The sequence below is a fragment of the Rhodococcus sp. DN22 genome, from assembly GCF_036669995.1.
Taxonomy (GTDB): domain Bacteria; phylum Actinomycetota; class Actinomycetes; order Mycobacteriales; family Mycobacteriaceae; genus Rhodococcus_F; species Rhodococcus_F erythropolis.
In genome coordinates, this window is record NZ_CP133326.1 from 4,072,964 (window position 1) to 4,098,580 (window position 25,617).

25 protein-coding genes and 1 tRNA gene are annotated in these 25,617 nt (G+C 62.0%); 18 read left to right on the forward strand and 8 right to left on the reverse strand.

Annotation, left to right across the window (positions count from 1 at the left end):
• Positions 1-3 precede the first annotated feature (3 nt).
• The 3 genes from RA302_RS18535 (at position 4) to RA302_RS18545 (ending at position 1,182) form a co-directional block, all read left to right on the forward strand.
• Entirely contained in the window at positions 4-147 is a 144-nt protein-coding gene (locus tag RA302_RS18535; protein ID WP_003945342.1) for a hypothetical protein, read from the forward strand.
• A 66-nt stretch (positions 148-213) separates the two neighbouring features.
• A complete protein-coding gene (locus tag RA302_RS18540) occupies positions 214-1,029 on the forward strand; it encodes a class E sortase (RefSeq protein ID WP_070160226.1) in 816 nt (271 codons plus the stop codon).
• On the forward strand, positions 1,030-1,182 hold the full coding sequence (locus RA302_RS18545; RefSeq protein ID WP_003945315.1) for a hypothetical protein: 153 nt from the start codon (positions 1,030-1,032) through the stop codon (positions 1,180-1,182).
• Positions 1,183-1,393: 211 nt separating this feature from the next.
• Here the strand turns inward: RA302_RS18545 and RA302_RS18550 are convergent, their stop codons facing one another.
• Positions 1,394-1,663, reverse strand: a complete 270-nt coding sequence (locus tag RA302_RS18550; RefSeq protein WP_231917368.1) for a putative quinol monooxygenase — start codon at positions 1,661-1,663, stop codon at positions 1,394-1,396.
• Between the two features lie 225 nt (positions 1,664-1,888).
• On the opposite strand from RA302_RS18550, the gene RA302_RS18555 reads away from it, so the two are divergent.
• Entirely contained in the window at positions 1,889-4,066 is a 2,178-nt protein-coding gene (locus RA302_RS18555) for a glutamine synthetase III (RefSeq protein ID WP_003945365.1), read from the forward strand.
• An 83-nt stretch (positions 4,067-4,149) separates the two neighbouring features.
• On the opposite strand, the gene RA302_RS18560 is transcribed toward RA302_RS18555, so the two are convergent.
• Entirely contained in the window at positions 4,150-5,484 is a 1,335-nt protein-coding gene (locus RA302_RS18560; protein WP_021344745.1) for a DUF4185 domain-containing protein, read from the reverse strand.
• Positions 5,485-5,752: 268 nt separating this feature from the next.
• On the opposite strand from RA302_RS18560, the gene gdhA reads away from it, so the two are divergent.
• The 4 genes from gdhA to RA302_RS18580 all read left to right on the forward strand — a co-directional run bounded on the left by gdhA (position 5,753) and on the right by RA302_RS18580 (position 9,760).
• On the forward strand, positions 5,753-7,096 hold the full coding sequence (gdhA, locus tag RA302_RS18565; protein WP_003945368.1) for an NADP-specific glutamate dehydrogenase: 1,344 nt from the start codon (positions 5,753-5,755) through the stop codon (positions 7,094-7,096).
• Positions 7,097-7,582: 486 nt separating this feature from the next.
• Positions 7,583-8,842: a helix-turn-helix domain-containing protein gene (locus tag RA302_RS18570; RefSeq protein WP_070160911.1), complete on the forward strand. Its 1,260-nt coding sequence runs from the start codon at positions 7,583-7,585 to the stop codon at positions 8,840-8,842.
• Between the two features lie 363 nt (positions 8,843-9,205).
• Entirely contained in the window at positions 9,206-9,349 is a 144-nt protein-coding gene (locus RA302_RS18575) for a hypothetical protein (protein ID WP_003945326.1), read from the forward strand.
• 243 nt (positions 9,350-9,592) lie between these two features.
• Positions 9,593-9,760, forward strand: coding sequence for a hypothetical protein (locus RA302_RS18580; RefSeq protein WP_003945367.1), 168 nt, complete (start codon positions 9,593-9,595; stop codon positions 9,758-9,760).
• A 175-nt stretch (positions 9,761-9,935) separates the two neighbouring features.
• Here the strand turns inward: RA302_RS18580 and RA302_RS18585 are convergent, their stop codons facing one another.
• The 3 genes from RA302_RS18585 to RA302_RS18595 are packed head-to-tail and all read right to left on the reverse strand — an operon-like array spanning position 9,936 to position 12,536.
• Entirely contained in the window at positions 9,936-10,181 is a 246-nt protein-coding gene (locus RA302_RS18585) for a hypothetical protein (protein ID WP_019749125.1), read from the reverse strand.
• Between the two features lie 13 nt (positions 10,182-10,194).
• Positions 10,195-11,367 (reverse strand): acyl-CoA desaturase, encoded by a 1,173-nt coding sequence (locus tag RA302_RS18590; protein ID WP_058227155.1) that lies wholly within the window; start codon positions 11,365-11,367, stop codon positions 10,195-10,197.
• A 35-nt stretch (positions 11,368-11,402) separates the two neighbouring features.
• Positions 11,403-12,536 carry a ferredoxin reductase gene (locus RA302_RS18595; protein WP_338477463.1) on the reverse strand — a complete coding sequence of 378 codons (1,134 nt, stop codon included), beginning with the start codon at positions 12,534-12,536 and terminating at the stop codon, positions 11,403-11,405.
• 168 nt (positions 12,537-12,704) lie between these two features.
• Here RA302_RS18595 and RA302_RS18600 point away from each other — a divergent pair, with 168 nt between their 5' ends.
• The 3 genes from RA302_RS18600 (at position 12,705) to RA302_RS18610 (ending at position 15,172) form a co-directional block, all read left to right on the forward strand.
• The gene (locus RA302_RS18600; protein ID WP_003945327.1) at positions 12,705-13,400 is read left to right on the forward strand and encodes a TetR family transcriptional regulator; all 696 of its coding nucleotides are present in this window, start codon (positions 12,705-12,707) and stop codon (positions 13,398-13,400) included.
• A 35-nt stretch (positions 13,401-13,435) separates the two neighbouring features.
• Entirely contained in the window at positions 13,436-14,275 is an 840-nt protein-coding gene (locus tag RA302_RS18605; protein WP_003945355.1) for an alpha/beta hydrolase, read from the forward strand.
• Positions 14,276-14,350: 75 nt separating this feature from the next.
• A complete protein-coding gene (locus RA302_RS18610; RefSeq protein ID WP_007733332.1) occupies positions 14,351-15,172 on the forward strand; it encodes a thioesterase family protein in 822 nt (273 codons plus the stop codon).
• Here the strand turns inward: RA302_RS18610 and RA302_RS18615 are convergent.
• Entirely contained in the window at positions 15,162-16,523 is a 1,362-nt protein-coding gene (locus RA302_RS18615; RefSeq protein WP_007733331.1) for an MFS transporter, read from the reverse strand. The two genes, RA302_RS18610 and RA302_RS18615, sit on opposite strands and share 11 nt — an antisense overlap.
• A 128-nt stretch (positions 16,524-16,651) precedes the next feature.
• Here RA302_RS18615 and RA302_RS18620 point away from each other — a divergent pair, with 128 nt between their 5' ends.
• The 5 genes from RA302_RS18620 (at position 16,652) to lysA (ending at position 22,222) form a co-directional block, all read left to right on the forward strand.
• A complete protein-coding gene (locus RA302_RS18620; protein WP_042923881.1) occupies positions 16,652-17,266 on the forward strand; it encodes a PadR family transcriptional regulator in 615 nt (204 codons plus the stop codon).
• The gene (locus RA302_RS18625) at positions 17,263-19,293 is read left to right on the forward strand and encodes an NADPH-dependent 2,4-dienoyl-CoA reductase (RefSeq protein ID WP_070160908.1); all 2,031 of its coding nucleotides are present in this window, start codon (positions 17,263-17,265) and stop codon (positions 19,291-19,293) included. Before RA302_RS18620 ends, RA302_RS18625 begins: the two co-directional genes overlap by 4 nt.
• Before the next feature lie 19 nt (positions 19,294-19,312).
• Positions 19,313-20,116, forward strand: a complete 804-nt coding sequence (gene cmrA / locus RA302_RS18630) for a mycolate reductase (RefSeq protein ID WP_070160906.1) — start codon at positions 19,313-19,315, stop codon at positions 20,114-20,116.
• Between the two features lie 172 nt (positions 20,117-20,288).
• Positions 20,289-20,726, forward strand: coding sequence for a hypothetical protein (locus RA302_RS18635; RefSeq protein ID WP_070160904.1), 438 nt, complete (start codon positions 20,289-20,291; stop codon positions 20,724-20,726).
• A gap of 152 nt (positions 20,727-20,878) precedes the next feature.
• Positions 20,879-22,222 (forward strand): diaminopimelate decarboxylase, encoded by a 1,344-nt coding sequence (gene lysA, locus RA302_RS18640; RefSeq protein WP_070160902.1) that lies wholly within the window; start codon positions 20,879-20,881, stop codon positions 22,220-22,222.
• 19 nt (positions 22,223-22,241) lie between these two features.
• Here lysA and RA302_RS18645 read toward each other — a convergent pair whose 3' ends face one another.
• The gene (locus RA302_RS18645; RefSeq protein ID WP_070160900.1) at positions 22,242-23,981 is read right to left on the reverse strand and encodes a helicase HerA-like domain-containing protein; all 1,740 of its coding nucleotides are present in this window, start codon (positions 23,979-23,981) and stop codon (positions 22,242-22,244) included.
• 120 nt (positions 23,982-24,101) lie between these two features.
• On the opposite strand from RA302_RS18645, the gene orn reads away from it, so the two are divergent.
• The gene (orn, locus tag RA302_RS18650) at positions 24,102-24,701 is read left to right on the forward strand and encodes an oligoribonuclease (RefSeq protein WP_024487359.1); all 600 of its coding nucleotides are present in this window, start codon (positions 24,102-24,104) and stop codon (positions 24,699-24,701) included.
• A gap of 84 nt (positions 24,702-24,785) precedes the next feature.
• A tRNA-His gene (locus RA302_RS18655) sits at positions 24,786-24,858 on the forward strand.
• Between the two features lie 293 nt (positions 24,859-25,151).
• Here the strand turns inward: RA302_RS18655 and RA302_RS18660 are convergent.
• Positions 25,152-25,562 carry a MerR family transcriptional regulator gene (locus tag RA302_RS18660; RefSeq protein ID WP_064074826.1) on the reverse strand — a complete coding sequence of 137 codons (411 nt, stop codon included), beginning with the start codon at positions 25,560-25,562 and terminating at the stop codon, positions 25,152-25,154.
• Positions 25,563-25,617: the final 55 nt, after the last annotated feature.

Sequence of the window (25,617 nt, forward strand, 5' to 3'; positions counted from 1 at the left end):
ACCATGTCATTCCTCCCGTTCCCGATCGTCATCGAAGGCATCGAGACCACTGGTTCTGCCGCGATCGACGGCCTCGGTCGCCTGTCCGTACTCCTTTACGATCTCCTCGGCGGTACCGGAAGCGCCACGATCAACGCGGGCAGCTAGTTCGATACGGCACCAATTCGACACATCAGTTAGCTCGGTAAATCTGTGAAGAGGAGACCCCGGTCCGTGAGCGATACCGAAGTTCCAGGGCGTCGTCGGCCGGGCGCAGGCCAGGTAATCGGCGAACTGCTCCTCACGGCCGGGGTCGTCATCTTGCTGTTCGTCATCTACGAGGCGTTCTGGACCAATATCGTCTCAGGGCGGCTGCAGGACGAGCTCAACAACAGTCTGGAGGAATCCTGGGCCGAAGTCCCCGAAGCCCCAGGAGCGATCGATGGTCAGCCGGTGTCCCCGCTGATCCCTGTGCTCGGCGAGGGATTCGCGCGCGTGCATTTCCCCACACTCGGCGCCGCGTACGCAATCGTCGAGGGCACACGCAACGAGGATCTGCGGGCCGGCCCCGGCCACTATCCAGACACACAGATGCCCGGCCAAGCCGGAAACTTCGCACTCGCCGGGCACCGCAACGGTTCCGGCGCAGTCTTCCAACACCTGGATCGACTCGATGCATGCGATGCCGTCGTCGTGGAGACAGAGTTCCAATGGATGACGTATCGGTTACTCCCACTCGACCAGGCCTCGCCCGAACGTCGCGCTGCGGCGAAAGCCTGCTTGAATCCCGAGCAAGCCGATCGCGTTTCCGAAGGCGACTACGTCCATCTCCTCGGGCGGCGCATCACCGTGCCCGGGGATGTTGCGGTCGTCAACCCGCTGCCCGGAAGCCCTTGGGCCGAGCCCGACGCCACGCTGGAAAGTATGTTGACACTGACCACGTGCCATCCGCTCTACTCGAACAGCGAACGCTTGATCGTCCACGCGGTTCTCGTCGAAACAATCTCGAAGACTTCGGGCACCATTCCCGCGGCATTCCAGGAGCAATGAATGTACGGATACCTCTGGGGAGCGCTCCCCGGCCCCCGACCAGTGAAGGCCCTGCTGGCGATCGTTCTCGTGGTCGCGGTGGTGCTGCTACTCATGGAATTCGTATTTCCTTGGGTGTCAGAGCATATGCCCTACTCCGACGTCACCGTATAGAGCGCCCGTGCAGGTCGGCCGACACCGGCACGAGGCCCGGCTGGCGCCCGAAGGCGCTGTCCTACAGCGGACTCGACGGACCTACGATGATTCTGGCGTGTCGATGCAAACCAGTTTCCGCGTGTGTCGGAACGGGTCGCCTAGTTGACGCTCGGGGCTCTCCGGAATGGTTGTTCGACGCCTGAGCGAGCACTGAAACCTGACTCCGCCGCTACAGAACCTTCGTGAAGATCTGCGCCGGCGCTGCCGTCTCGAGCTTGGCCAGCGCCTCAACCAACCTGACGAAGTGCTCGGTATGGGTATGAGCGTCGAGGTGCTCCTGCGATTCCCATTCTTCCGCCAACACGAGCTCGCAGGGATTGTCGGTGCGCTGCAATAACTCGTAGTTGATGCAGCCGACCTCTTTTCGGGTCTCGGTGACAAGTTCGTCGTACAACCGAAGCACTTCCGCGAGATCGCCCTGCTCCACCGTTGTTGGCACCAACACCCTGATCACAAAGACTCTCCGATTCGACTGTCCTGCAATAGCCCGTCGGCTCGAAGTCTGCCGTAGACCTCCGACAGATCGACATTTCCGTTGTGACTCGAAGTTTGCGGACAGGCGCAATATCTACGAAACACCCCCGATACCGGAGGTTCGTAGGGTTTGCCGAAGTCGGGCTCGCAATCAGCAGCGCAGCCCTGGGCCCGGGCGAGGGGTAAGCACATGAGTGGAAATGCAGTTCGCTTGCAAGCGATCAAGGACGTCGAGGCCTATACACCTCCGGTGGTCAGCTTCACGACCGACGAGACACCCGGAGAGGTGTTCGGAGCCAACGTCTTCAACAAGGTGGTCATGCAGAAGCGACTGCCCAAGCTTGTCTACAAATCGGTGATGGCGACGATCGAGCAAGGCAAACCGCTCGATCCCATGGTCGCCGACGCGGTCGCGTCGGCGATGAAGGACTGGGCGTTGGAGAAGGGCGCAACCCACTACGCCCACGTCTTCTATCCGCTTACCGGGTTGACCGCCGAGAAGCACGACAGCTTCCTCGAGCCGGTCGGCGACGGCAGTGCACTGGCGGAGTTCGCCGGCAAGACCTTGATCCAAGGTGAACCCGACGCTTCGAGTTTCCCGAACGGCGGGCTGCGCAACACGTTCGAGGCTCGCGGATACACCGGCTGGGATGTCACGAGCCCGGCCTACGTTCTCGAAAACCCCAACGGCAACACACTGTGTATCCCGACCGTGTTCGTTTCGATGACCGGCGAAGCGCTCGACCACAAGACTCCCCTGCTGCGTTCACAACAGGCGATGGGTTTCCATGCCGAACGAATCCTTAAGTTGTTCGGCCATACCGATCCCGAGCACATCGTGTCGTTCTGCGGACCCGAGCAGGAGTACTTCCTGATCGATCGACACTTCTTCCTCGCCCGCCCCGACCTCCTCAACGCCGGCCGAACACTCTTCGGCGCAAAGCCGCCCAAGGGCCAGGAGTTCGACGACCACTACTTCGGGGCGATCCCGGAACGTGTGCTCGGATTCATGATGGACACCGAGCGGGAACTTTTCAAACTCGGTATCCCCGCCAAGACGCGGCACAACGAGGTTGCGCCCGGCCAGTTCGAAATCGCGCCGATGTTCGAGCGAGGCAACATCGCCGCGGACCACCAGCAGTTGCTGATGACCACTTTCAAGACAATCGCCAAGAAGCACGGCATGGAATGTCTGTTCCACGAGAAGCCGTTCGACGGTGTCAACGGCTCCGGCAAGCACGTCAACTTCTCGCTGGGCAACTCCGAACTCGGCAGTTTGCTTGTCCCCGGCGACAATCCGCATGACAATGCCCAGTTCCTCGTATTCTGCGCCGCAGTCATCCGGGCCGTCCACAAATACGCGGGCCTCCTGCGCGCGTCGGTCGCATCGGCAACCAACGATCACCGCCTCGGCGCCAACGAGGCTCCCCCGGCCATCATTTCGATCTTCCTCGGCGATCAACTGGCCGACGTCTTCGAGCAGATCGCCAAGGGCGCCGCGACATCGTCGAAGGACAAGGGCACCATGATGATCGGCGCCGATACCCTTCCCGTCCTACCGACCGACCCGGGCGATCGCAACCGTACGAGCCCATTTGCCTTCACCGGCAACCGTTTCGAGTTCCGCGCGCCAGGATCGCTGCAAACAGTCAACGGCCCGATGGTCACCATCAACACGATCATGGCCGAGGCCTTGGACTACATGGCCACCGAACTTGAGGCCGCAGTCGCCGACGGCGCCGATTTCGACACCGCCGTCCAGAATCTGCTCACCGAGATCATCACCAACCACGGTGCGGTTGTCTTCAACGGCGACGGTTACTCGGAGAACTGGCAGATCGAGGCCGAGTCTCGCGGCCTGCCGAACCTTCGCACGACGCTGGACGCCCTTCCTGAACTGATCACCGAATCCTCGATGGAACTCTTCGAGAAGTACAAGGTCTTCAACCACCGGGAGATGCACAGCCGCTACGAGGTCGGACTCGAACAGTACGCACTGAGCATCGGCGTCGAGGCACGCCTGGCCGCCGAAATCGGTACGACGCTGATTCTTCCGGCTGCAGTGCGCCACCAGACGGAAGTTGCGCAGAACTTCGTCGCACTGAAGTCTGCCGGCCTCGAACCGGATTCAGCACCGCTCGAAGAAGTGTCGGCGCCCGTTGCGGCTCTGCGCACAGCGCTCGCGGCCCTGCGCGCAGCAATCGACACCGACGCCGGCGAGTCGCCATTCGATCAGGCCAAGCACGCACAGGACGCACTCCTGCCCGCCATGGCAGAGGTACGTGCAGCGGCCGACTTCCTCGAAACCATCGTCGCCGACGATCACTGGCCACTCCCGACGTATCAGGAAATGCTCTTCATTCTCTGAGTATCACCCGAATATCACTACCCACAGAACTATGGCCTGCAACTCGATCGAGTTGCAGGCCATAGTTGTCGAATCTTGCTCGGCTAGCGGTCTTCCGGCATCGTGACTTCGAGTACGCGAGCCTCACCGGTGGTCGCGGGGTCAGGACGATCGCGCGAATCCGACGACGCCATCTGGAGTCCGTTCAAATCGGTCCGCATGTAGATGACGTTGTAACGGTCCCACGTGGTGGCGACGAATTCGAGGAACTGTCCGCTCGCCCACGGGTGCATGAATCCGCCGTACAACGCGGGCAACGTGATTCCACTCAACAGGGTCTGCGTACCACTCCACGGGCCTTGCGGTTGGTCGGCCTGACGGATCACCAGGTTGCCCTCGGCACTGGTGTACATGGCAACGTACTTGTTCAGGTAGTCGTTCCACTGCACTGCGAGTTCACTGACCGGTGCCTTGATGACCTGAACGGCATCGGTATCTCGCGGACTCCAACCGGAGCCGTCCCAGTATTCGTAGGCGCCGAGATTTCTGATGTCGGCGCCGGCCACTCGCGCCAGGACCGCCTTACCGAAACGACCTGAGGGAGTTCCGTATTCGTAAATGTAGCCGTCCCGACCGTCGAGGAAGGCGCTCTGCTGGAAATTGGAATTGATCGGCGATACTGCCGGAATCCCCGGAATGCCAAGTCCTTCGGTATTGGCGCGAACTGTCGCCGGATCGAGTTCCCAGTTCTCACCGTTGTCCGTGGAGAAAGCCAGAGCCGAGTAGTTGGTGGTCCAGGCTCCAGGTTCGTCCCACGACCGAACGGACATGAATCTGATGTACTGCACACCACCGTAAGAGATTCCAGCGGTCGGGATGGTGGTGAACTCACCCGGAATGCCGAATCCCGGAATGATCTCCTTGGAATGATTGGGGCCGTCCAAAGGAGAACTGTCGATCTTCATCCCGTCGGCAATGGCGGTGTCGTTGCTGCGGAACAATACGTTGCTGCGCCAGTCGTCACCAGGGGTGTCGCAGTCGCCCACCGTGTCGCCGAATGCCATCAGCACGTCGTGATCCGGCCCCGAAAGACCGTTGTCCCACATGATTCCGAGGTCGGTACCCGACACGTTGAACCGCTCGATGGTGTTGTTGGGACTGCCTGGGCCAGTGACCATTTCGATCGCCTTGGTCCGGCCGGTCAGCACCGGCAGAGCACCGTTGGGGGCGCCGGTGATCCAAGGCAGCGCGTTGGCGAGGGAGCCGGTACCGGCGGAACCACTGCCGAGCGATCCGGTCAGCGAGCCGAGCGAACCCGTCATCGATCCGGCGGAACCACTTCCTCCCGAACCGCACGGTCCACCGATCGCCGACGCAGACGGTGCTGCGGCAATCGTCGCGGCAATCGTGACGACGCCTATCGACAACATCGCCGACATGGAGTGTTTATTACGCACGTGCAGCCCCTCTGATCATTTCGACTCGTTCGGACCACAGGCACAGTGATCCCCGACCGCAGAAGCAAACCATTTGGAATGTGTTAAGAGAGTGAAAGCTGAGCAAATTGTTATAAATCGCCCGTTCAACTGACACAAGTGACAGCTGTGTCCGATTTCACCTTCACAGGACAGTTGTCCGATATAGCAATAAAGGCGCCTAGTATGTAACGGAAATGTAAAAGAGTTCTCACAACGAGGTAGGTGAGCGGTGTCCGTACGTGACCGCGTAGCGCAGATTTACGATCAGGTTTTGGTTCGCAATGCAGGAGAGCCCGAGTTCCATCAGGCCGCCGCAGAGGTCTTCGAGTCTCTTCACGTAGTGCTCGAACGCCACCCCCGCTACGCCGACGCCGGACTCATCGAGCGGCTCTGCGAGCCGGAACGCCAGATCATCTTCCGCGTGCCGTGGACCGACGACCAGGGCAACGTTCACGTCAACCGTGGCTTCCGCGTGCAGTACAACAGTGCACTCGGCCCCTACAAGGGCGGCCTGCGCTTCCACCCCAGCGTCAACCTGGGCATCGTGAAGTTCCTCGGCTTCGAGCAGATCTTCAAGAACTCACTCACCGGCCTGCCCATCGGCGGCGGCAAGGGTGGGTCGGACTTCGATCCCAAGGGCCGCTCCGACGCAGAGGTCATGCGCTTCTGTCAGTCCTTCATGACCGAACTGCAGCGTCACATCGGTGAATACACCGACGTTCCGGCCGGCGACATCGGCGTCGGCGGTCGCGAGATCGGCTACCTGTTCGGTCAGTACAAGCGGCTGACCAACACGTACGAGTCGGGCGTCCTCACCGGCAAGGGCATCACCTGGGGCGGATCGCAGGTTCGCACCGAGGCCACCGGCTACGGCGTCGCGTACTTCGTCGCCGAAATGCTCAAGGCAAAGGGTGAAGGCCTCGAAGGCAAGAACGTCGTGATCTCCGGATCCGGCAATGTCGCCATCTACGCAATCCAGAAGATCCACCAGCTCGGCGGCGTCGCGATCGCCTGCTCGGATTCCTCGGGATACATCGTGGACAAGAAGGGCATCGATCTCGACCTCCTCAAGGAGATCAAGGAAGTTCGCCGCGGCCGCATCAGCGAGTACGCCGACGCAGTTCCGCATGCCGAGTTCATCGCCGATGGTTCCATCTGGGACGTGCCGTGCGACGTCGCACTCCCCTGCGCGACTCAGAACGAGCTCGACGAAGATGCCGCAAAGACCTTGATCGCCAACGGCGTTCAGGCCGTTGCCGAAGGCGCGAACATGCCCACCACCCCCGGTGGCATCCAGCTCTTCCGTGACGCGAACGTAGCCTTCGCGCCCGGCAAGGCGGCCAACGCCGGTGGCGTTGCAACCTCCGCCCTCGAAATGCAGCAGAATGCTTCGCGTGATTCCTGGAGCTTCGAGTACACCGACGAGCGTCTCGCCGGAATCATGCGCGGCATTCACAAGCGCACCATCAACACCGCTGCCGAGTACGGAAAGCCGGGCGACTACGTGCACGGCGCGAACATTGCCGGCTTCGTGAAGGTGGCCGACGCCATGATTTCGCTGGGCGTCATCTAGAGATTTCCGCAATACAGACAGCAGTACAAAAAGGGGTGATTTCACCCTGAACCGGTTCCCGTACATCGGACTGGTCGAATCAATACCTAGGCCGCGAGGGCCCTGGGTCCGCGAGGACCCAGGGCCCTCGAGCTTGATCTGAGCAAATCGCCCGCGACGAGCACCGTAGGCGCCGGCAATCATCCCAGACGGAACTCGTAGTGTCCTCCGAATCCGTTTTCCGCTCTGACGTCGAAAAACACCGTAAGTGGACGATTGTTTAGGTCCGCAGCGCGTGGGGCATATGGACTTATCTTCACATTTGTCCATTTCACAGTTGGACGATCGTTCATGTGGTAGAAATCACAACGCCTGGCGCAATTCGATCCGCAAATTTCAGCGGCGAGTATGCCCCCGAACAAGGCCTCAGCGTGTACCCCGCTTCGTAACGCGCCGAGCCTCCGGGTGCCTGTGCCAGGCGACGCACCTGTCTAGAGGAGGCCACCCATGTCCCCAGCGCTGCTGAACAACCCGGGACCGCTCATGTTGGGAGGCAAGCCCGCCTCCACAGCGGTCAACGACGTCATCCCACTGGCAAGCGATCTCGTAGATCACCTGTCCCGTGCCAACCCGACGTTGACTTCCCTCCAAACGGAGGCAGTACGTCGGGAACTGATTGCGGTGATCGTGCAGGGGCTCCAAGTGGGGATCCAGCTATTGGATCACCGCAAACTTCCCACCGACCAAGAGTTGGACGGCATTCACACGATGACCGTCCAACAAGCATTGAAAGGCGTGCCACTCAGCGCGATCCTCAACTTGACCAACGAGGGCATCAGCACTTTTCGCACCCTCATCCTCAGCCGGGCCGACGCCGAGGACTCCGCCAATCTCGGGGATCTCAACGAGTTCTTGTTCGCACTCGCGCAGCGGCTTCACTCGTTCATCTCGATCAGCTATCTTTCGGCTCTTCCAGCCGGTTCCCAACTCGGGGAATACTCCGCCGGCGCTCTCGTGAAAGCCATGCTGGACGGCGACGATCCCACCCAGCTTGCGTTGCAGATGGGCATTGAACTCGCACCCCGCTATCTCGTCCTGCGGCTCCTGGTGAACCTGCCGCCCATCCGCCCGGGAGCACGCAACGGCAACCACCAGCGCATACAGGCCTACCGTGACCTCTCCGTCGCTCAATCGAAAATCTCGGCCCACTTCGGGTCGGCACTGCTCGAAGCTCCTGCACCGCAACGTGGTCTGGTGCTGATCGAGGGCACGCCCGACTGGGGAACAGTGTGCGAGGTCATCCAACGTGCACGCGCAACGGTCGGGGTGGAGATCACAGCAATCGCCGAGAACGCCGCGGTACGAGATATCGCCGCCGCCCAAGCAACCACTCACGAATTGGCGCAACTCGTGCGGCGCCTGCGACTGCCGGCGCGGTCGTACCGAATGGAAGACCTCGCGCTCGAGTATCAACTCACTCGGGGTGGCGCAGGCCGCGACAGCTTGATCAATCTTCTCAAGCCACTCGACGGCAATCCGGAACTGCTGCAGACATTGTCCATACATCTCGCCAACGGCCAGCATCGTCAGCGCACCGCGTCGGCGCTCGGCCTGCACACCAACACCGTCGACAATCGAATCAAGCGCATCGCAACCCTGACCGGATTGGATCCGGCCCTGCCCTCTGAACTGCTCAAACTGCGCGCTGCCATGATCTCGCTGACCTTCGCAAGCACTGATGTGGACAATCGTCCAGCGAAAATGTGAACACTCACATCCTCGCTATTAGCTGTCCACGTGTGGCGCCTGGACCCCACTTTTCCGCTCCGAACCGGGCTATAAAAGTGTGGTGCGAATCACCGCGCAAACCAGTAACAATTAAGGGGAAACACATGATCAACGGCCAGGATAACGCTCTCCTCGGTGCCTTCTTCGACACCATCCTGCAGCTCTTCAACGCGGGCAGCACCGGCACGGGCTCGACGGATGGCGGCGGCGTCTCCTAGGACGAATCTCGGGCCCTGTGCGAGAGAATCTCTCGCACAGGGCCCGCTCCAAGCCGCCTGACACTGTGATGGCGGTGACCACGGTGACCACCACGTCGCCACCGCTGAAACCAGGAGCAAGCACATGATCGCCGCACCAACCACAGGCGCTTTGGCCGTCGTTTTGAACACCGTCCTACAGATGTTCAACGCCGGCAGCAGTTTCCTCTACACCGACAACTCTCCGATTGGCGGCGGCGGCGAAACTCCCACGACGCCTGCTCCCTGATCGACTTACCCGCTCGCATCACACAGTCGCGGCACAGACAGGAACCACCGTGATAAACCAGCACACCCTGGGCAGCCTGGTCATCGACTTCGGCTCACTCTCCCGAGCACTCGGCTTCGGCAACGGCTCCATCGTGTCGCTCGGCAGCACCGGAAGTGGCTGAAACAGCCCGCCTGACCACGTCGACGATCCCGTCGCCGCTCACCTTCTCACCACATCTCGAAACAGAAAGCAGGTCCCCCTGTGCCTACAATTCCGCTCACCGGCGACCCCATCGTCATCAACATCATCGTCCAGCTACTGAGCGCGGGCAGCAGCAATGCGCTCGCACTGGGCGGAGTCGGGAGCAGCGGTCTCGGTAGCACCGGGCTCGGCAGCTTCGACTCGGCGAGCCTCGGAAGCGCTGCTTAGGACCTCACTCGTGATCGGTGTTCGATCCGCGTCTTCGGCCGCCGAAACAGTCCACGAAACCCACGTTGCCCTCCGTCATCTGTGACGGAGGGCAACGTGGTCGTTCAGGCGAAACGGCTCGCGGTTGGGCGATCCGGTCGTCGGCCTTACTGTCTCGGCGATCGAAGAGTTGGAATCAACGCCAATCTTCCGGCGGATCGGTCTCGTCGTGCTCGATGGTCACGGACTCCGAACGATCGTCAGCCGCAGCCTTTTTCGCTGCTTCACGCATCTCGATTCCGTCGGACACCCAGTCGCCGATCTCGCGCGTCACGTCTCGAACAGCCCCGGCGATGATCATCGCGATGGAGCCCACGTGGTTGGCTGCACTTTCGGTCAGTTCCTGGACCGTGTCCTTGCGGCGTTCGAATTTCCCGACCATCAGTGTGTGCCTCTCAGGCTGCAGTTCGCTGGCGCTCGACGATAACACCGGGAGGGGTCTTCGACTTGACCAAACCGGGCGGAAGAGCGAGCTTGAAGATCTTGCCCCATACCGAACCGATCTGCTTGAAGAACCCACCGGTGTTGTACGGCAAACCGTACTTCCCACACAATTCTTTCACCTGGGGAGCGAGTTCCGGATAACGATGCGCAGGCAGGTCCGGGAACAGGTGGTGCTCGATCTGGTGCGAGAGGTTGCCGGACATGATGTGGAAGAGCGGGCTTCCCTCGATGTTGGCGCTGCCGAGCATCTGACGCACGTACCACTGCCCGCGAGTCTCGTCGGCCGTCTCGTCCTCGGTGAAACTCTGGACACCGGTGGGGAAATGGCCACAGAAGATGATCGAGTACGTCCACACGTTCCGGACCAGGTTGGCGGTGACATTCCCCGCGAGAGTGGTCACGAACAGCGGCCCCGTGAGAACCGGGAAGATGACGTAGTCCTTGAGGACCTGCTTGCCCGCCTTGTTCCACCAGCCCTTCAGGAGCGGCTTGACGTCGTGCCACTTGCGCTTGCCCTGAATGACGTTCTCGATCTCGAGATCGTGCATCATCACGCCCCACTCGAAGAGCACCATCAAGGCGAAGGCCCAGACCGGATTACCGAGGTAATAGGGGTTCCACTTCTGCGCGTCGTCGATACGCAGGATGCCGTATCCGATGTCGCGGTCTTTGCCGAGAATATTAGTGTACGTGTGATGCATGTAGTTGTGCGAGTGACGCCACTGGTCGGCCGGGCACACCGTATCCCATTCGAAGACTTCGGAATTGAGCCCTGGTTCACGCATCCAGTCGTACTGACCGTGCATGACGTTGTGGCCGATCTCCATGTTGTCGAGGATCTTGGACACGCTCAATGCACCGACTGCCGCGAGCCACACCGGAGGCAGGAAGCCCAGGTACATCAAGCCGCGACCTGCGACCTCGAACCCGCGCTGAGCCTTGATGATCTTGTAGATGTACTCCCGATCCTCCGCCCCGAGCGAGGCGACGGTGCGATCGCGCAATGCGTCCAACTCGCGGCCGATCTCCTCGACCTGCTCGTACGTCAGAACGACGGGAGCGTCGTCCTTCGCATCGGAACCGTTGCCGAGGAACGGGAGGGTGGGAAGTGAAAGTCCAAACATGTCGGTCTCCAGACAGTCGTGTGGAAAATGGGACTTCAGATGTCGACGGTGACGTCGCCGACGGGAGCACTGACGCACAGCTGGATCTTCTTGTCCGGCTCGTCGTCTGTCTCACCGGTGCGCACGTTTCGGGTACGGCCCGCCTTCTTGACGGAGGTGCAGGAGAAGCAGATTCCCATCCGGCATCCGTACTCGGGATTGAGGCCCGCAGCTTCTGCTTGTTCGAGAAGTGTTTCGCCGGAGTTCTCGGCCGCCACCCCACTTTTGGTGAATGACACCTCGCCGCCGGCCTCCCCCGGCTCGGCCACCGCCGGCGCGAACTCCTCGGTGTTGAGCAAGTGCTCGACGTCGACCTCACGGAACACCTCACGCACTCCCCGCATCAGTCCGGGAGGTCCGCAGAGATAAGCCTGAGCGTCGATCGTGTCCGGATCGGCGATCCAAGGAGCCACCGCGTCGAGGTGCCCGCGATCGAAGAAACCTTCGAGGTCACCTCCACCGCTTTCGGTGTACACGAGTACCAGTTTCACGTTCGAGTTCTGCTCGGCGATGGTCTTCAGCGCGCGCGTGTACGCCACGTCGGCATCGGAGTTCGCGTAATGCACGAACACGATCTCGCCCGAGTGCTGCTCCTCCACCAGCGTCCGAAGCATCGACATGACCGGGGTGATTCCACTGCCGCCACTGATCAACAACACCCGACGCGGGCGGTCGACGGGAAGGGAGAACACCCCGTCTGCCTGCGAGAGGCTGACAACGAGCCCGGGCGCTGCGTTGGCGTACAGATACTGCGACACCAAGCCACCCGGATGCGCTTTGACGGTGAGCTCGATCAGCCCGCTGCGCGTAGACGCGCCCCCGGCCGGCGAGTAGCAGCGAGTGTGACGAACACCGTCGATCACCACGCCCAACTGCACGAACTGGCCCGCCTGAAAACCGCGCCACTGGCGAGTCGGGCGCAGCGTGAGAGTGACGGAGTCAGCCGTCGGATGGTCGACGGCGACAACCTGCGCGCGAATGTCACGAACGGTCGCCATCGGGTTGACCAACTCGAGGTATCGGTCGATCTGATGTGGAGCAGCCATGGCTTCGATCAGTCCCACCAAGGACAGTCCGCGCCGAGGTGTGGACTTCGGTGTCGTGTTCTCAGGAGCAGATGCGATTGTCATGACCCTCCTCGTACTTCGATTGCCGGGTATCTCGATTGCTGGGCTAGCTTCCCCCGACTGCGTGAATTCAGTGTACAAATGTTCACCGAAGATAGTGTGACAGGTGCACACAAGTACATGTCAACAAGAATGTGATCCGAGTTACACGAGTTGCCGAAAGGAGCCGGAATGCCTGTACCTACACTCGACGTCGTGACGAAGGCCGGACCGGTGAACCCAGAGCGCAGGGAACCCGACAACAGGGAGCCGGAAAGTCGTGCCGCAAAGAAGGAACGCACACGCCAAGCGCTCCTGGACACTGCCATGGACCTCTCGGCCGATCGGGGCTTCGCCGGAATCAGCTTGCGAGAGGTAGCCAGGGAAGCCGGGATCGTTCCGACTGCGTTCTACCGCCACTTCGCTTCACTGGAGGACGTCGGTGTCGTCCTCGTCGAAGAGAGCATGCGCATGTTGCGCCAGATGCTGCGCGACGCAAGGCGTAATCCCAGCACCAAGGACGCCGCTACGTCACTGGGCATCCTTGTGCGACAAGTGCATACACACGAGCGACAGTTTCGGTTCCTCTGCCGCGAACGCTACAGCGGCGTCAGTGAGGTACGACGTGCGATAGCCACTGAAATGCGGTTGTTCGTCAGCGAACTGACCATCGACCTCTCCAGAATTGCCGGACTGGAAAGCTGGTCGTCGGACGATCTGGAAATGGCTGCCGACCTGATCGTCTCGACGATGTTCAGCGCTGTCGTCGAACTGCTGGACGCCGGGACGGCCGGGTATCGCGACGAAGCCGCCGTCATCACACGAGCCGAGAAGCAACTGCGAGTCATCATGCTCGGAATGGCCACCTGGAATCCACCTCGAAACTGACCTCGGGTTCACCTTTTCGACGTACGGTGAGAGTCATGTCTTCCACGAGTACATACGAAATCCCCGTTGGCGACCTCACCTTCGACGTACTGATCTCGGGCCCGGACGACGGCATTCCGCTGGTAGCGCTGCACGGCTTCCCGGAGAGCGCCGCATCCTGGGGCAAGGTCACACCACTGCTCACCGCAGCGGGCTACCGCGTTATCGCACCGAATCAGCGCGGTTACTCCGCCGGCGCGCGCCCCGAAGGGGTGGATGCCTACAAGATCGAGCATCTGGTAGCCGACGTCGTCGGATTGCTCGACGCACTCGGCCTGTCCGACGCGCATCTGGTCGGCCACGACTGGGGTTCGGCGGTCGCCTGGCAGGTCGCCGGTCGCCATCCGAACCGGATCCGCAGTCTGACCGCGATCTCGGTCCCCCACCCCACCGCCTTCGGCTGGGCACTCCGCGAGGACGAGGACCAAAAACAACGCTCGTCGTACATCGGACTTCTCCGACAGGAGGGCAAAGCCGAGGAAGTGTTGTCGGAGGACAACTTTCGCCGGCTGCGCGCTATGTTCGACGGCCAGATCGATCCTGAATTCGCCGACGAGCACATTCGTGTCCTGAGCGGGGAGGGCGCGCTGACCGGCGCCTTGAACTGGTACCGCGCGATGACCCGCGACTTCGGCGACATCGATCGCACCACCGTGCCGACCACGTATGTCTGGAGCACCGGCGACACAGCGCTCGGCCGCGCAGGCGCAGAACGCTGTGGTGAATTCGTGGACGCCCCCTACGAGTTCGTCGTGCTCGACGGCGGAAGTCACTGGATTCCGGAAGAGCGAGCCGAAGAGTTGGCCGAGGCGATCCTCGCACGTGCAGGATCCTGATCGCCGCGACGAATTCGGCTCTATGTATGTTGTCATACATAGAGCCGAATTGATTCCATCACCAGGAGTTCTGCGATGACCGAGACCGTTGCACCACCCCATCCTTTCGACGCTGCTGTCGGATTGACGCCACTCACCGCCGGCTTGTCGACCGGCGAGACCAATCCGGCGTACAACAACATGGTCGGGCCATTCGGCGGCGTCACCGCTGCCACGTTGCTCGAATCCGTACTGAAGCACCCCGAACGCCTCGGCGATCCGCTGTCGTTGACCGTCAACTTTGCCGGTCCGATCACCGAGGGCGCCTTCGAGATCTCCGCCCGGCCGGTGCGCACCAACCGCTCGACGCAGCACTGGTCCATCGAACTGTCTCAGGACGGAACCGTCGCCACTACCGCGACGGCAGTGTTCGGTACCAGGCGTGAAACCTGGTCGTCTACCGAGATCACGATGCCGGAAGTTCCGTCGGCCGAAGACGTTACGCTGCTGCCGTTCCCCGAGTTCATCGCCTGGGCACAGAACTACGAGATGCGCTTTGTCGAGGGTGCGATCCCCGACCTGGAGTCGGGCGAGCATCCCGACTCGACCACGACACTCTGGGTGCGCGATCAACCGGCACGCGCTCTCGACTTCACGTCGCTGACCGCACTGTGCGATGTCTTCTTCCCACGAGTCTTCTTGCGCCGAGGCAAGATGGCTCCGGCTGGAACGGTCTCGATGACCATCTACTTCCACGCCGACGCTCAGACGCTGACCGAACAGGCAGACAATTCCGTGCTGGGAACCGCGCGGACCCAACGGTTCGGCAACGGGTACTTCGATCAGTCGGCCGAAATTTGGGGCAGTGACGGCGCATTGCTCGCTACGACACACCAGTTGGTCTACTTCAAGGATTGACGGGCAGCGCACTGTCCCCTTCCGGCGCCTTCACCATCGACAATGCGGCAAGGCCGACGCCGAGAACCACCAGCAGTCCGATGATGCCGGCACGGTCTGCACCGAAGAGCCATGCGAACAGGCCGAACAGTGTCGGCGCCAAAAACGACACTGCTCGGCCTGTTGTCGCATACAGGCCGAACATCTGACCTTCACGCCCAGGCGGGGTGATGCGCGCCAGGAAGGTTCGTGCCGACGACTGAGCGGGCCCGACGAAGAGGCAGAGCGCGAGACCGAAGATCCAGAACATCACCGGCCCTGACACCGCGATCAGGATCGCGCCGACCACGATCATCGACGCCAGCGAGACGGTGATGACCTGTTTCGGTCCGATCCGATCGTCGAAGCGTCCGGCCACCAATGCACCGATTGCGGAAATCACGTTGGCCGCGACACCGAACAGTAGGACGTCGGCAGCGCTGATTCCGTAGACGTTGACAGCCAGCACGGCCCCGAAGGTGAACACGCCCGCCAGACCGTCACGAAAGAGTGCGCTCGCGATCAGGTACCAGATCGTGCGCCTGTCGACGTTCCAGAGTTCGCGCAGATCGCGCCACAACACCCGATAGGAGTCGAGGAACCCGGCCTTGGACGCTCCCGGATCGACCGCGGGGCTGGGCAACTCGGGAACCTTGAAGAACACCGGAATCGCGAAGACCGCGAACCACACTGCAGCCAGCAGTGCCACCATCCGGATGTTCATGCCGCCGTCGGTGGTCAATCCGAGGAATCCCCGAGTGTCGCCGTCGCCGACGATGAACCCGAAGTAGCACAGCAACAGCAGCACGATTCCGCCGAAATATCCCATGGCCCAGCCGAAGCCGGAGACTCTACCCAGATTCTCCGGTGTCGACACCTGCCGCATCATGGCGTTGTAGGGAACGCCGGCCAGTTCGAAGATCACCGAACCGATTGCGAGCAGAACCAATCCGAGCCACAGATAGCGGTAGTTGTCTTCGACGAAGTAGAGGCCCGCCATCGAGAGCACGGTGATGCCGGTCAGTATCGCGAGCGAGAGTTTACGTTTACCCGACGCATCGAAACGTTGTCCGGTGATCGGAGCGAGAATCGCGATGAAGAAGCCGGCGATTCCGAGTGCCCAGCTGAGCCACGTAGTTGCCGAAATCGTGCCGGGAAGGTCGTCACCGACCGCGTCGGTGAGATAAACCGAGAAGACGAACGTGAGGATCACTGCGTTGAATGCGGCCGATCCCCAATCCCACAGCCCCCATGCGAACACTTGACTCTTCGTGGCCGCACCGCCGATGCCTGCGGGTGGCTCTGCCTGCGTGCTCGTGGACTCGGCGCTCATACGGCGAAGCCTAACTGCGCGCGGGCGACTCGGCGCCTCTCTCCGAAGTCGACATACAAGACGCTCTATGCACCCGAGTTAGTACGCACTTAGTTGCATACGCACCTGAGTGCATAGATACTTTTTCCATGGCACTCGAACATGCGTTGCTCGTCTCCCTGTCCGAACAGGATGCGTCGGGATACGACCTCACACGCCGGTTCGACAAGTCGATCGGCTTCTTCCACAGCGCGACGCACCAGCAGATCTACCGAGTCCTCAAGCGAATGGACGAGGCAGGCTGGGTGGAGGTGGAGGCCATCGCGCAGGACGGCCGACCGGACAAGAAGATGTACCGCGTCAGCGATGCCGGCCGCGCCGAACTGACCCGATGGATCGCAGAGCCGTCCGAACCGAACCACCTGCGCAACGAGTTGGCCATCAAGATCAGGGCCGCTGCGCACGCCGATCTCCCCGCTCTACGACGCGAAGTCGCTCGCCACCGCGACGGCCACGCCGCCCGCCTCGACGTCTACCGACTCATCGAAAAGCGTGACTTCCCCAATCCAGCAGCGCTTTCCGGCTCTTCACTGCACCAGTACCTCGTACTTCGCGGCGGCATCCGCGTCGAGGAAGGATTCACCGACTGGTGCCAGGAAGTTCTGGACGCATTGCCCACTGGCGAGTACGCCACCGAAGACACCGGCGAGTACGCCACCGAAGACACTGGCGAGTACGCCACGGAAGGACATCTTCAGTCATGACGGATACACAGTTTCCCCGCCTGCTCGAACCGCTCGACCTCGGATTCACGACGCTGAAGAACCGCGTCGTCATGGGATCGATCCACACCGGCCTCGAAGATCGCGCGAAGGACACCGACCGCTTGGCCGAGTACTTCGCCGAACGTGCCCGTGGCGGAGTCGGCTTGATCATCACCGGCGGCTACGCGCCCAACCGCACCGGTTGGCTCTTGCCCTTCGGTGCCAAGCTGACCAACCGCATCGAAGCGCGCCGTCACCGCCGGATCACCAAGGCGGTTCACGACGCGGGTGGAAAGATCGCCATGCAGATCCTGCACGCCGGCCGCTACAGCTACCAGCCGTTCAGTGTCTCCGCGTCGTCGATCAAGGCGCCCATCAATCCGTTCCGTCCGCGCAAGCTGACCGGCCGTGGGGTGCGTTGGCAGATCCGGAACTATGTTCGCTGCGCGCGTCTGGCCAAGTCCGCGGGTTACGACGGCGTCGAAATCATGGGCGGTGAGGGCTACTTCATCAACCAGTTCCTCTGCGAGCGCACGAACAAGCGCACCGACCAGTGGGGCGGCAGTTCCGAGAACCGTCGACGCATGGCAGTCGAAATCGTGCGACGCACACGCAAGGCCGTCGGTCCGAACTTCATCATCGTGTTCCGGTTGTCGATGGCAGACCTGGTCGAGGGCGGTCAGACCTGGGATGAAATCGTCTCATTGGCAAAGGAAGTCGAAGCTGCCGGCGCCACGATCATCAACACCGACATCGGATGGCACGAGTCACGGGTGCCCACCATCGTCACCTCGGTTCCCCGAGCAGCCTTCGTGGACATCACGAGCAAGCTCGAGAAGCACGTCGGCATTCCGGTAGCCGCCTCGAATCGGATCAACATGCCCGAGACTGCCGAAGAGATCCTCAACCGCGGTGACGCGCAGTTGATTTCGATGGCCAGGCCGATGCTCGCCGATCCCGACTGGGTGAACAAGGCAGAACGCGGAGCGTCCGACGAGATCAACACGTGCATTGCCTGCAACCAAGCCTGCCTCGACCACGCCTTCGTTCACAAGCAGGTCTCCTGCCTGCTCAATCCGCGCGCGGGCCGTGAGACCACGCTGATCCTCTCCCCCACTCGGCGGACCAAGAATCTCGCCGTCGTCGGCGCCGGTCCTGCCGGACTTTCCGCAGCACTCAATCTTGCTCAGCGTGGTCATTCGGTCACGTTGTTCGAGGCCTCGGACAAGATCGGCGGACAGTTCGGGATCGCACAGCTCATTCCGGGTAAGGAAGAGTTCGCCGAAACCATTCGCTACTACACCCGCATGCTGGACGTGGCCGGAGTGACAGTCAAGCTCGAAACCCGCGTCGCACCAGCAGATCTCATCGGATCCTTCGACGAAGTGGTGGTTGCCACCGGCGTGACGCCGCGCGTTCCCAAGATCCCCGGCATCGAGAACTCGAAGGTGCTGACCTACGCCGAGGTCGTCCGAGAGGGCAAGCCCGTCGGCAAGTCCGTCGCCGTCATCGGTGCCGGCGGCATCGGCGTCGACGTGAGCGAATTCCTCACGCACCCCACTTCCCCCACTCTTCATCTCAAGGAGTGGAAGCAGGAATGGGGCGTCACCGAACCCGAAATGGCCCCGGGCGCTCTCACCAATCCGGTACCAGAGCTCTCCGAGCGGGAGGTCTATCTCCTCCAACGCAAGCCAGGACGCATCGGCGCCGGCCTCGCGAAGACCACCGGCTGGGTCCACCGGGCGGCCCTCAAGAACAAGGGCGTCCACGAGCTCTCGGGCGTCAACTACGAGCGCATCGACGACGCCGGCCTGCAAATCACCTTCGGTGAGAAGCACGAGAAGCCCCGACTTCTCGAGGTCGACACCATCGTCATCTGCGCCGGGCAGGAGTCGGTTCGCGATCTCGTGGACGAACTGACCGTCGCGGGTGTGGTGACCCACATCATCGGCGGCGCGGATGTCGCTGGCGAACTCGACGCCAAGCGTGCCATCGAACAGGGCACACGACTGGCCGCGAAGATCTGACCGGCTACGCTGACTGATCGTGAGCCTGCCGACACCCACAACCACAGCCCGCGCCGTAGTGACCGGCGCCTCCTCCGGCATCGGAGAGGCACTGGCCGCTGATCTGGCATCACGCGGACACTCCCTGATCCTCGTTGCCCGTCGTGGCGAGGTCATGGAGGCCCTCGCCGAGAAGCTTCGCGCCGCGCACAGCGTCGAGGTGGAGGTCCGTGCATCGGACCTCTCCGACAGCGCGGCGCGTGCCGTTCTGGTCGAGGAACTCGGTGGCCGCGACATCAGCATCCTGTGCAACAACGCCGGTATCGCCACCTTCGGGCCGATCGCCGAGCTGGACCCGGCCTACGAGCGCGACCAGGTCGAGCTCAACGCCGTTGCAGTGCACGATCTCACGCTGGCCGTGCTGCCCGGCATGCTCGCGCGCAAGTCCGGAGCCATCCTGATGGTCGGGTCCGCGGCCGGCAACATGCCGATCCCCAACAACGCGACGTACGCAGCCACCAAGGCGTTCGTGAACACCTTTGCGGAATCGTTGCGAGGTGAACTCAAGGGCACCGGAGTGAACGTCACCCTGCTCGCCCCAGGCCCCGTACGCACCGAAACCCCGGACCCGGCCGAAGCGTCGATCGTCGACAAGCTCGTCCCGGACTTCTTCTGGATCTCGAGCGAGTACACCGCCAAGGTCTCGCTCGACGGCCTGGCCGAGAACAAGATGCGCGTCGTACCGGGCATCTTGAGCAAGGCGATGTCCGTCGCGGGCGGTTACAGCCCGCGTGCGGTCGTTGCGCCGATCGTGGGCACGTTCTACAAGAAGCTCGGCGGCTGATTCACGCAAACTTCTCAGAGCAGGCCATAGCAGACCGTATAGTCGGTTAATGGCGATGCGAAGAACACTGGCAGTCGGGGCAATCCTTCTTTTGACCGGAGGGTTGCCCTTACTGCTGCCCACGGCAGCGAAGGCATGTTCGTGCGCATCATCGGCTACCCCGGAAGAAGCCGTGAGCGTCTCCAGCACCGTTTTCCTCGGGACTCCGACGGAGAAAACTTCGGACGGATTCGAGGACACCTACCTGTTCGACGTCAGCCGGGTCTACAAAGGCGATCTGGCATCGGTGACGTCGGTGGGGACACTCGCGAACGGGAACGGTTGTGGCACAAGCTACGTGCTCGGCACCGAGCAGCTGATGTTCGTTTCTGCGCCGTACGACGTCGACGCCGAGCACGAGGGGCACAGCTGCGGGCCGGCTACCGAAACCGGGTTCGACATCCAAGCGGCGGTCGAGTCCGTGTACGGCGCCGGTTACGCCCCGAGCCCCGGCGGAACTCCGTCCGTTGGTGTGTCCGCCGACCGATCGACGGTCATCGGCGGAGGCGCCGCGGTGGCATTGCTCGCGGTGCTCGGTTGGTTCGGATGGAAGCGGCGGCGAGCACAGTGAGTCGACAGGCACAGTGAGTCGAGCCCGTCAGGGCCGCGTCAACCTCGTTCGGCGGCGCGTCAAGTAAGCGTCAAGAACCACCCCACCGGTGATCTTCGGGAGTAGATCTGAAGGTAGCCCGCAACACGGCGGGTCACCTTCAGGAGATCGACGTGACGCTACTCGAAATCTTCCCCTCCCTACGCGGCGCAATGACACCGCGTATGGATCCTGCGTTGTGGCCCATCAGTACTCGCCACGACCACAGCGGGCGTGTCTGCATCGGCGACGTCTCCCTCGAAGAGATCGCGGACCAGTACGGCACACCGACGTACGTCGTCGACGAGGCGGACGTGCGGCACCGCTGCCGCACGTATCGAGAGATCTTCCCCGACTCGGAGATCGTGTACGCCGGCAAGGCACTGATGATTCGAGCGATGGCTACCTGGGTCTCCGACGAGGGACTCGGGGTGGATGTCTGTTCCGCCGGTGAACTCGCCGTCGCGCTTGCCGCGGGCGTGGACCCCCACCGAATCATCCTGCACGGCAATGCCAAATCGGTTTCCGAACTGAGGGCGGCGGTCAACGCGGGTGTCGGCCGGATCGTCCTCGACTCCCCCAGCGAAGCGGTACGGCTCGCGTCGGTGTGCACCCACAGACAGAAGGTGTTGATCAGAGTCACACCCGGCATCGACATACACGGACACAAGGCAGTGTCCACAGGCATCTTGGACCAAAAGTTCGGCCTACCAGCGTTTTCCGAAGAACTGGAACGTACGGTATCCGTCGTCGCCAACGCGACGCACCTGCAACTCATCGGCCTGCATTGCCATCTCGGCTCCCAGATCACCGATCCCGAACTCTTCCGCCCAGCGATCGAGACGATGATCGCACAGATGGACGACATACGACGCACGCATCGAATCATCCTCACCGAACTCGATCTCGGCGGTGGCCATGGGATCGCATACATGCCGGGAGACGCCCAACTGGATCTGACCCGCCTCGCTCACGTCATCGACGAAACTCTCGACGACGCGTGCATCCGAAACCGCTTCCCTCGCCCCGAAATCGTGCTCGAGCCTGGCCGAGCGATCGCCGCGCGCGCCGGAGTCACGCTCTATCGCGTACAGAACATCAAGACGATCAGCGGCGGTCGAACCTTCGTTTCCGTCGACGGCGGGATGAGCGACAACCCTCGGGTGTCGTTGTACGACAGCCACTACGACGTCGAACTGGTGAACCGACATTCGCGCGCACCGCTCCAGGAAGTAACCGTCGCCGGGCGACACTGCGAATCGGGCGACGAAATTGCCGTCGGAGCAAGGCTTCCCGCCGACCTACATGAAGGTGACCTGTTGGCAGTGCCGTGTACGGGCGCATACCACCACAGCATGGCCTCCACCTACAACAGCGTCGGCCGGCCGCCGGTCGTCGCCGTGCTGGGCGGGATTGCGCGGCCGTTGATCAGGCGCGAATCGATCAACGACCTGCTGGCCCGCGAGGTCGGCATCTGACCTCGCGGGCGCCTGAGCCTCAGCGCCTGCGGCGACTACCGGTGCCGAAGATGTTTCGCGAAATCTCGCGTCCCGCAGCCGAAGCCGCCGAGCGCAGGAAACTCTTGACAGCCGAGTTGCCCAAGATCTGCTCGGCGATGTTGGGGCCCTCCGGCTCGGCCGGCGGCGGTGGCGGCAGATCGGGCAGCGACGGAAGATCCAGGGACTGATCCGCCGTCGGAGCACCGGCCACCTTGGCCGTCAGCTTCTCGTACGCCGACTCGCGGTCGATGGTCTGGCCGTACTTCTGATTCAGCGGACTCGACGACGCGGCCGCCTTGATCGCGCCGTTGCCGATGGTGTCCATCAGCGACCTCGGAGGACGAATCTTGGTCCAGGCCACCGGCGTCGGCGCACCCTTTTCCGAGAGTACGGTCACGATGGCTTCACCGATGCCGAGTGAAGTCAGTGCCTTTTCCAGGTCGTAGTGCTCGGTCTTCGGGTACGTGCGGACGGTCTTGTTGAGGGCTTTCTGATCGTCGGGCGTGAAGGCACGCAGGGCGTGCTGAACCCGCGCACCCAACTGTGACAGCACCGAATTCGGAATGTCGGTCGGAAGTTGCGTGCAGAAGAACACACCGACGCCCTTGGAACGAATGAGCTTGACCGTCTGTTCCACCTGCTGAAGGAAGGCCTTCGACGCGTCCGCGAACAGAAGGTGCGCCTCGTCGAAGATGAACACGAGCTTCGGCTTGTCCAGATCTCCCTCTTCGGGCAGCGTCTGGAACAGGTCCGCGAGCACCCACATCAGGAAGGTGGAGAACATTGCCGGGCGCGCCGCCTGGGCACCGAGTTCGAACAGCGTGATCACACCGGCACCGCCGACGACACGCAGCAGATCCTCGGTTTCGAGTTCCGGTTCACCGAAGAAGGTGTCACCACCATCTGCTTCGAGGTTGACCAACGCGCGCAGAATCACTCCCGCCGTCGCCGAGGAAACTCCGCCGATACCCTTCAGATCGGCCTTGCCCTCAGCGCTCGTCAGGTGCGCGATGACCGAACGCAGATCCTTGAGGTCCAGCAGGGCGAGGCCCTGAGTGTCGGCCCAGTGGAAGATCAGCCCTAGAGTCGACTCCTGGGTCTCGTTGAGGCCCAACACTTTACTGAGCAGGATCGGCCCGAAACTGGTGATCGTCGCGCGCACCGGGATACCGATTCCGTCGGTACCCAACGACAAGAACTCGACCGGCATCCCAGCGGGAGTCCACGAATCGTCGCCCGTCTCGACTGCGCGAGACTTCATCTTTTCGCTTGGTTCCCCCGCCTTCGACAGACCCGAGAGATCGCCCTTGACGTCGGCCATCACCACTGGCACGCCCGCGGCGGACAGCTGCTCGGCGATCCCCTGCAACGTCTTGGTCTTGCCGGTACCCGTCGCACCGGCGATCAGACCGTGACGGTTGATCGTCGCCAACGGAATCCGCACCCGTGCGGTGGGATCTGCCACCCCGTCGATCACCACCGAGCCGAGCTCGAGTGCCCGCCCCTCGGATGAATAGCCCGCCGCGATTTCAGCGGCAGCACCCGAGGGCACCTGAGCAGCGGGGGTGGCTCCGGCCGATGCTTCGGCCTCGGCGGCAGCCGCTTCCTTCTCTGCTTCCTCAGCTGCTGCAGCGGCTTCAGCTGCAATCCGAGCGGCTTCGGCAGCGGCAGCCTTGGCAGCTTTCGCCTTCTCCGCCGGCGTCGGCGGCGCGGCTCCGTCCTTCGGATCCACGGTCATCGAAAAGCCCTCCTCGTTGCAATGCGGCGAAGTTCTTGTCATCACCCGAACGCCGTCTTACACACGTCGAGTTTCCACCGCAGACCTTATCCCGCTCCCGCGCGCACTACTGTGTTCCTGGTGCAGGACAAATTGGTATGGATCGATTGTGAAATGACCGGACTGCGACTCGAGTCGGACAAACTCATCGAGATTGCGGCTCTGGTGACCGACAGCGACTTGAACATCTTGGGCGAAGGTGTGGACATCGTCATCCACGCCGACGACGACGCGTTGGCTGCAATGCCCGACGTCGTGAAGAAGATGCACGCAAAGTCGGGCCTGACCGAAGAGGTTCGTAAGTCGACGGTCACCCTCGCCGAGGCGGAGAAAGAGGTGCTCGCGTACATCCGCAAGCACGTTCCCGTCGCCGGTACGGCTCCCTTGGCGGGTAATTCAATCGCCACCGACCGCGGATTCATCTCGCGGGACATGACGGCGCTGGACACATACCTGCACTACCGGATGATCGACGTCAGCTCCATCAAGGAACTCTCCCGCCGCTGGTACCCGCGAATCTACTTCGGCCAGCCCGAAAAAGGTCTCGCCCACCGGGCACTCGCCGACATCAAGGAATCCATCCGCGAACTCAAGTACTACCGCGGCACTGCATTCGTCGCGGCGCCCGGACCGTCGAGCGCGGAGATTGCAGCCGTCGTAGAGGGCTTGGGTCCCGCCTGACCTGCCGATTGGCTTCCTGACCGACTTTCGCGCTAGTATCTCTTTCGTCAAAGCAGCCGGGTCAAACCGGTGGCCGAGGCAATGGTGGGCGTAGTTCAGTTGGTAGAGCACCAGGTTGTGATCCTGGCTGTCGCGGGTTCGAGTCCCGTCGCTCACCCAAGCGGAACCCCCGAAGATGTCGAAAGACATTTTCGGGGGTTCTTTTGGTTTGTGCGCCAGCCCCAATCTCCCCTTCCACAGCCGGGTGAACGTATCGCTCCCCTTCTCTGACAGGGGCAGCGATACGTTCACCCGAAGTGGGTGGGGTGGCGACCGCGACAAATCGCGCGCTCCCGAGCAACCCGTGCCCGAGCTGAGCGAACGTACCTCTCGTCGCCTCAGATAGACCGAAAGCCACTTTCGCTCACATCGGGGTAGCTGGAATTCGCCGCAAATAGCCCCAGCCGTCGATCACTCGGGCGACGGTTGCGGCTCCCAGACACCTGCGACGGTCCCCTCGCGAACATGTCGCTCGTACGCCGAAACCTTGTCGTGGATGACGTTCAGGTTTTCCTGCATCGCAGCGATCCTGGATCGAATCAACTCCTCATGCGACTGTAAAAGTGAAAGCCGCTCCTTCTCGTTTCCTGGACCTGACCTGACGAGAGCGGCGAATTCGCGGATCGTGGCGATCGGCATACCCGAGTCTCGGAAGCGATTGCACAGCTTCAACCAAGAGACATCGCTTTCGGAGTAGACCCGACGCCCACCTGCCGAGCGCGCCACCTCGTGAACGAGCAATTCCTCACGTTCGAAGTATCGAAGGGAATCGATACTGATTCCGGTCTGGACAGCGACGTCACCGATTGACAGTTCGCGCATTGCCTGGCGACCTTTCCTTGACCTGGAGTGCACTCCAGATTTTACGGTCGCAGTC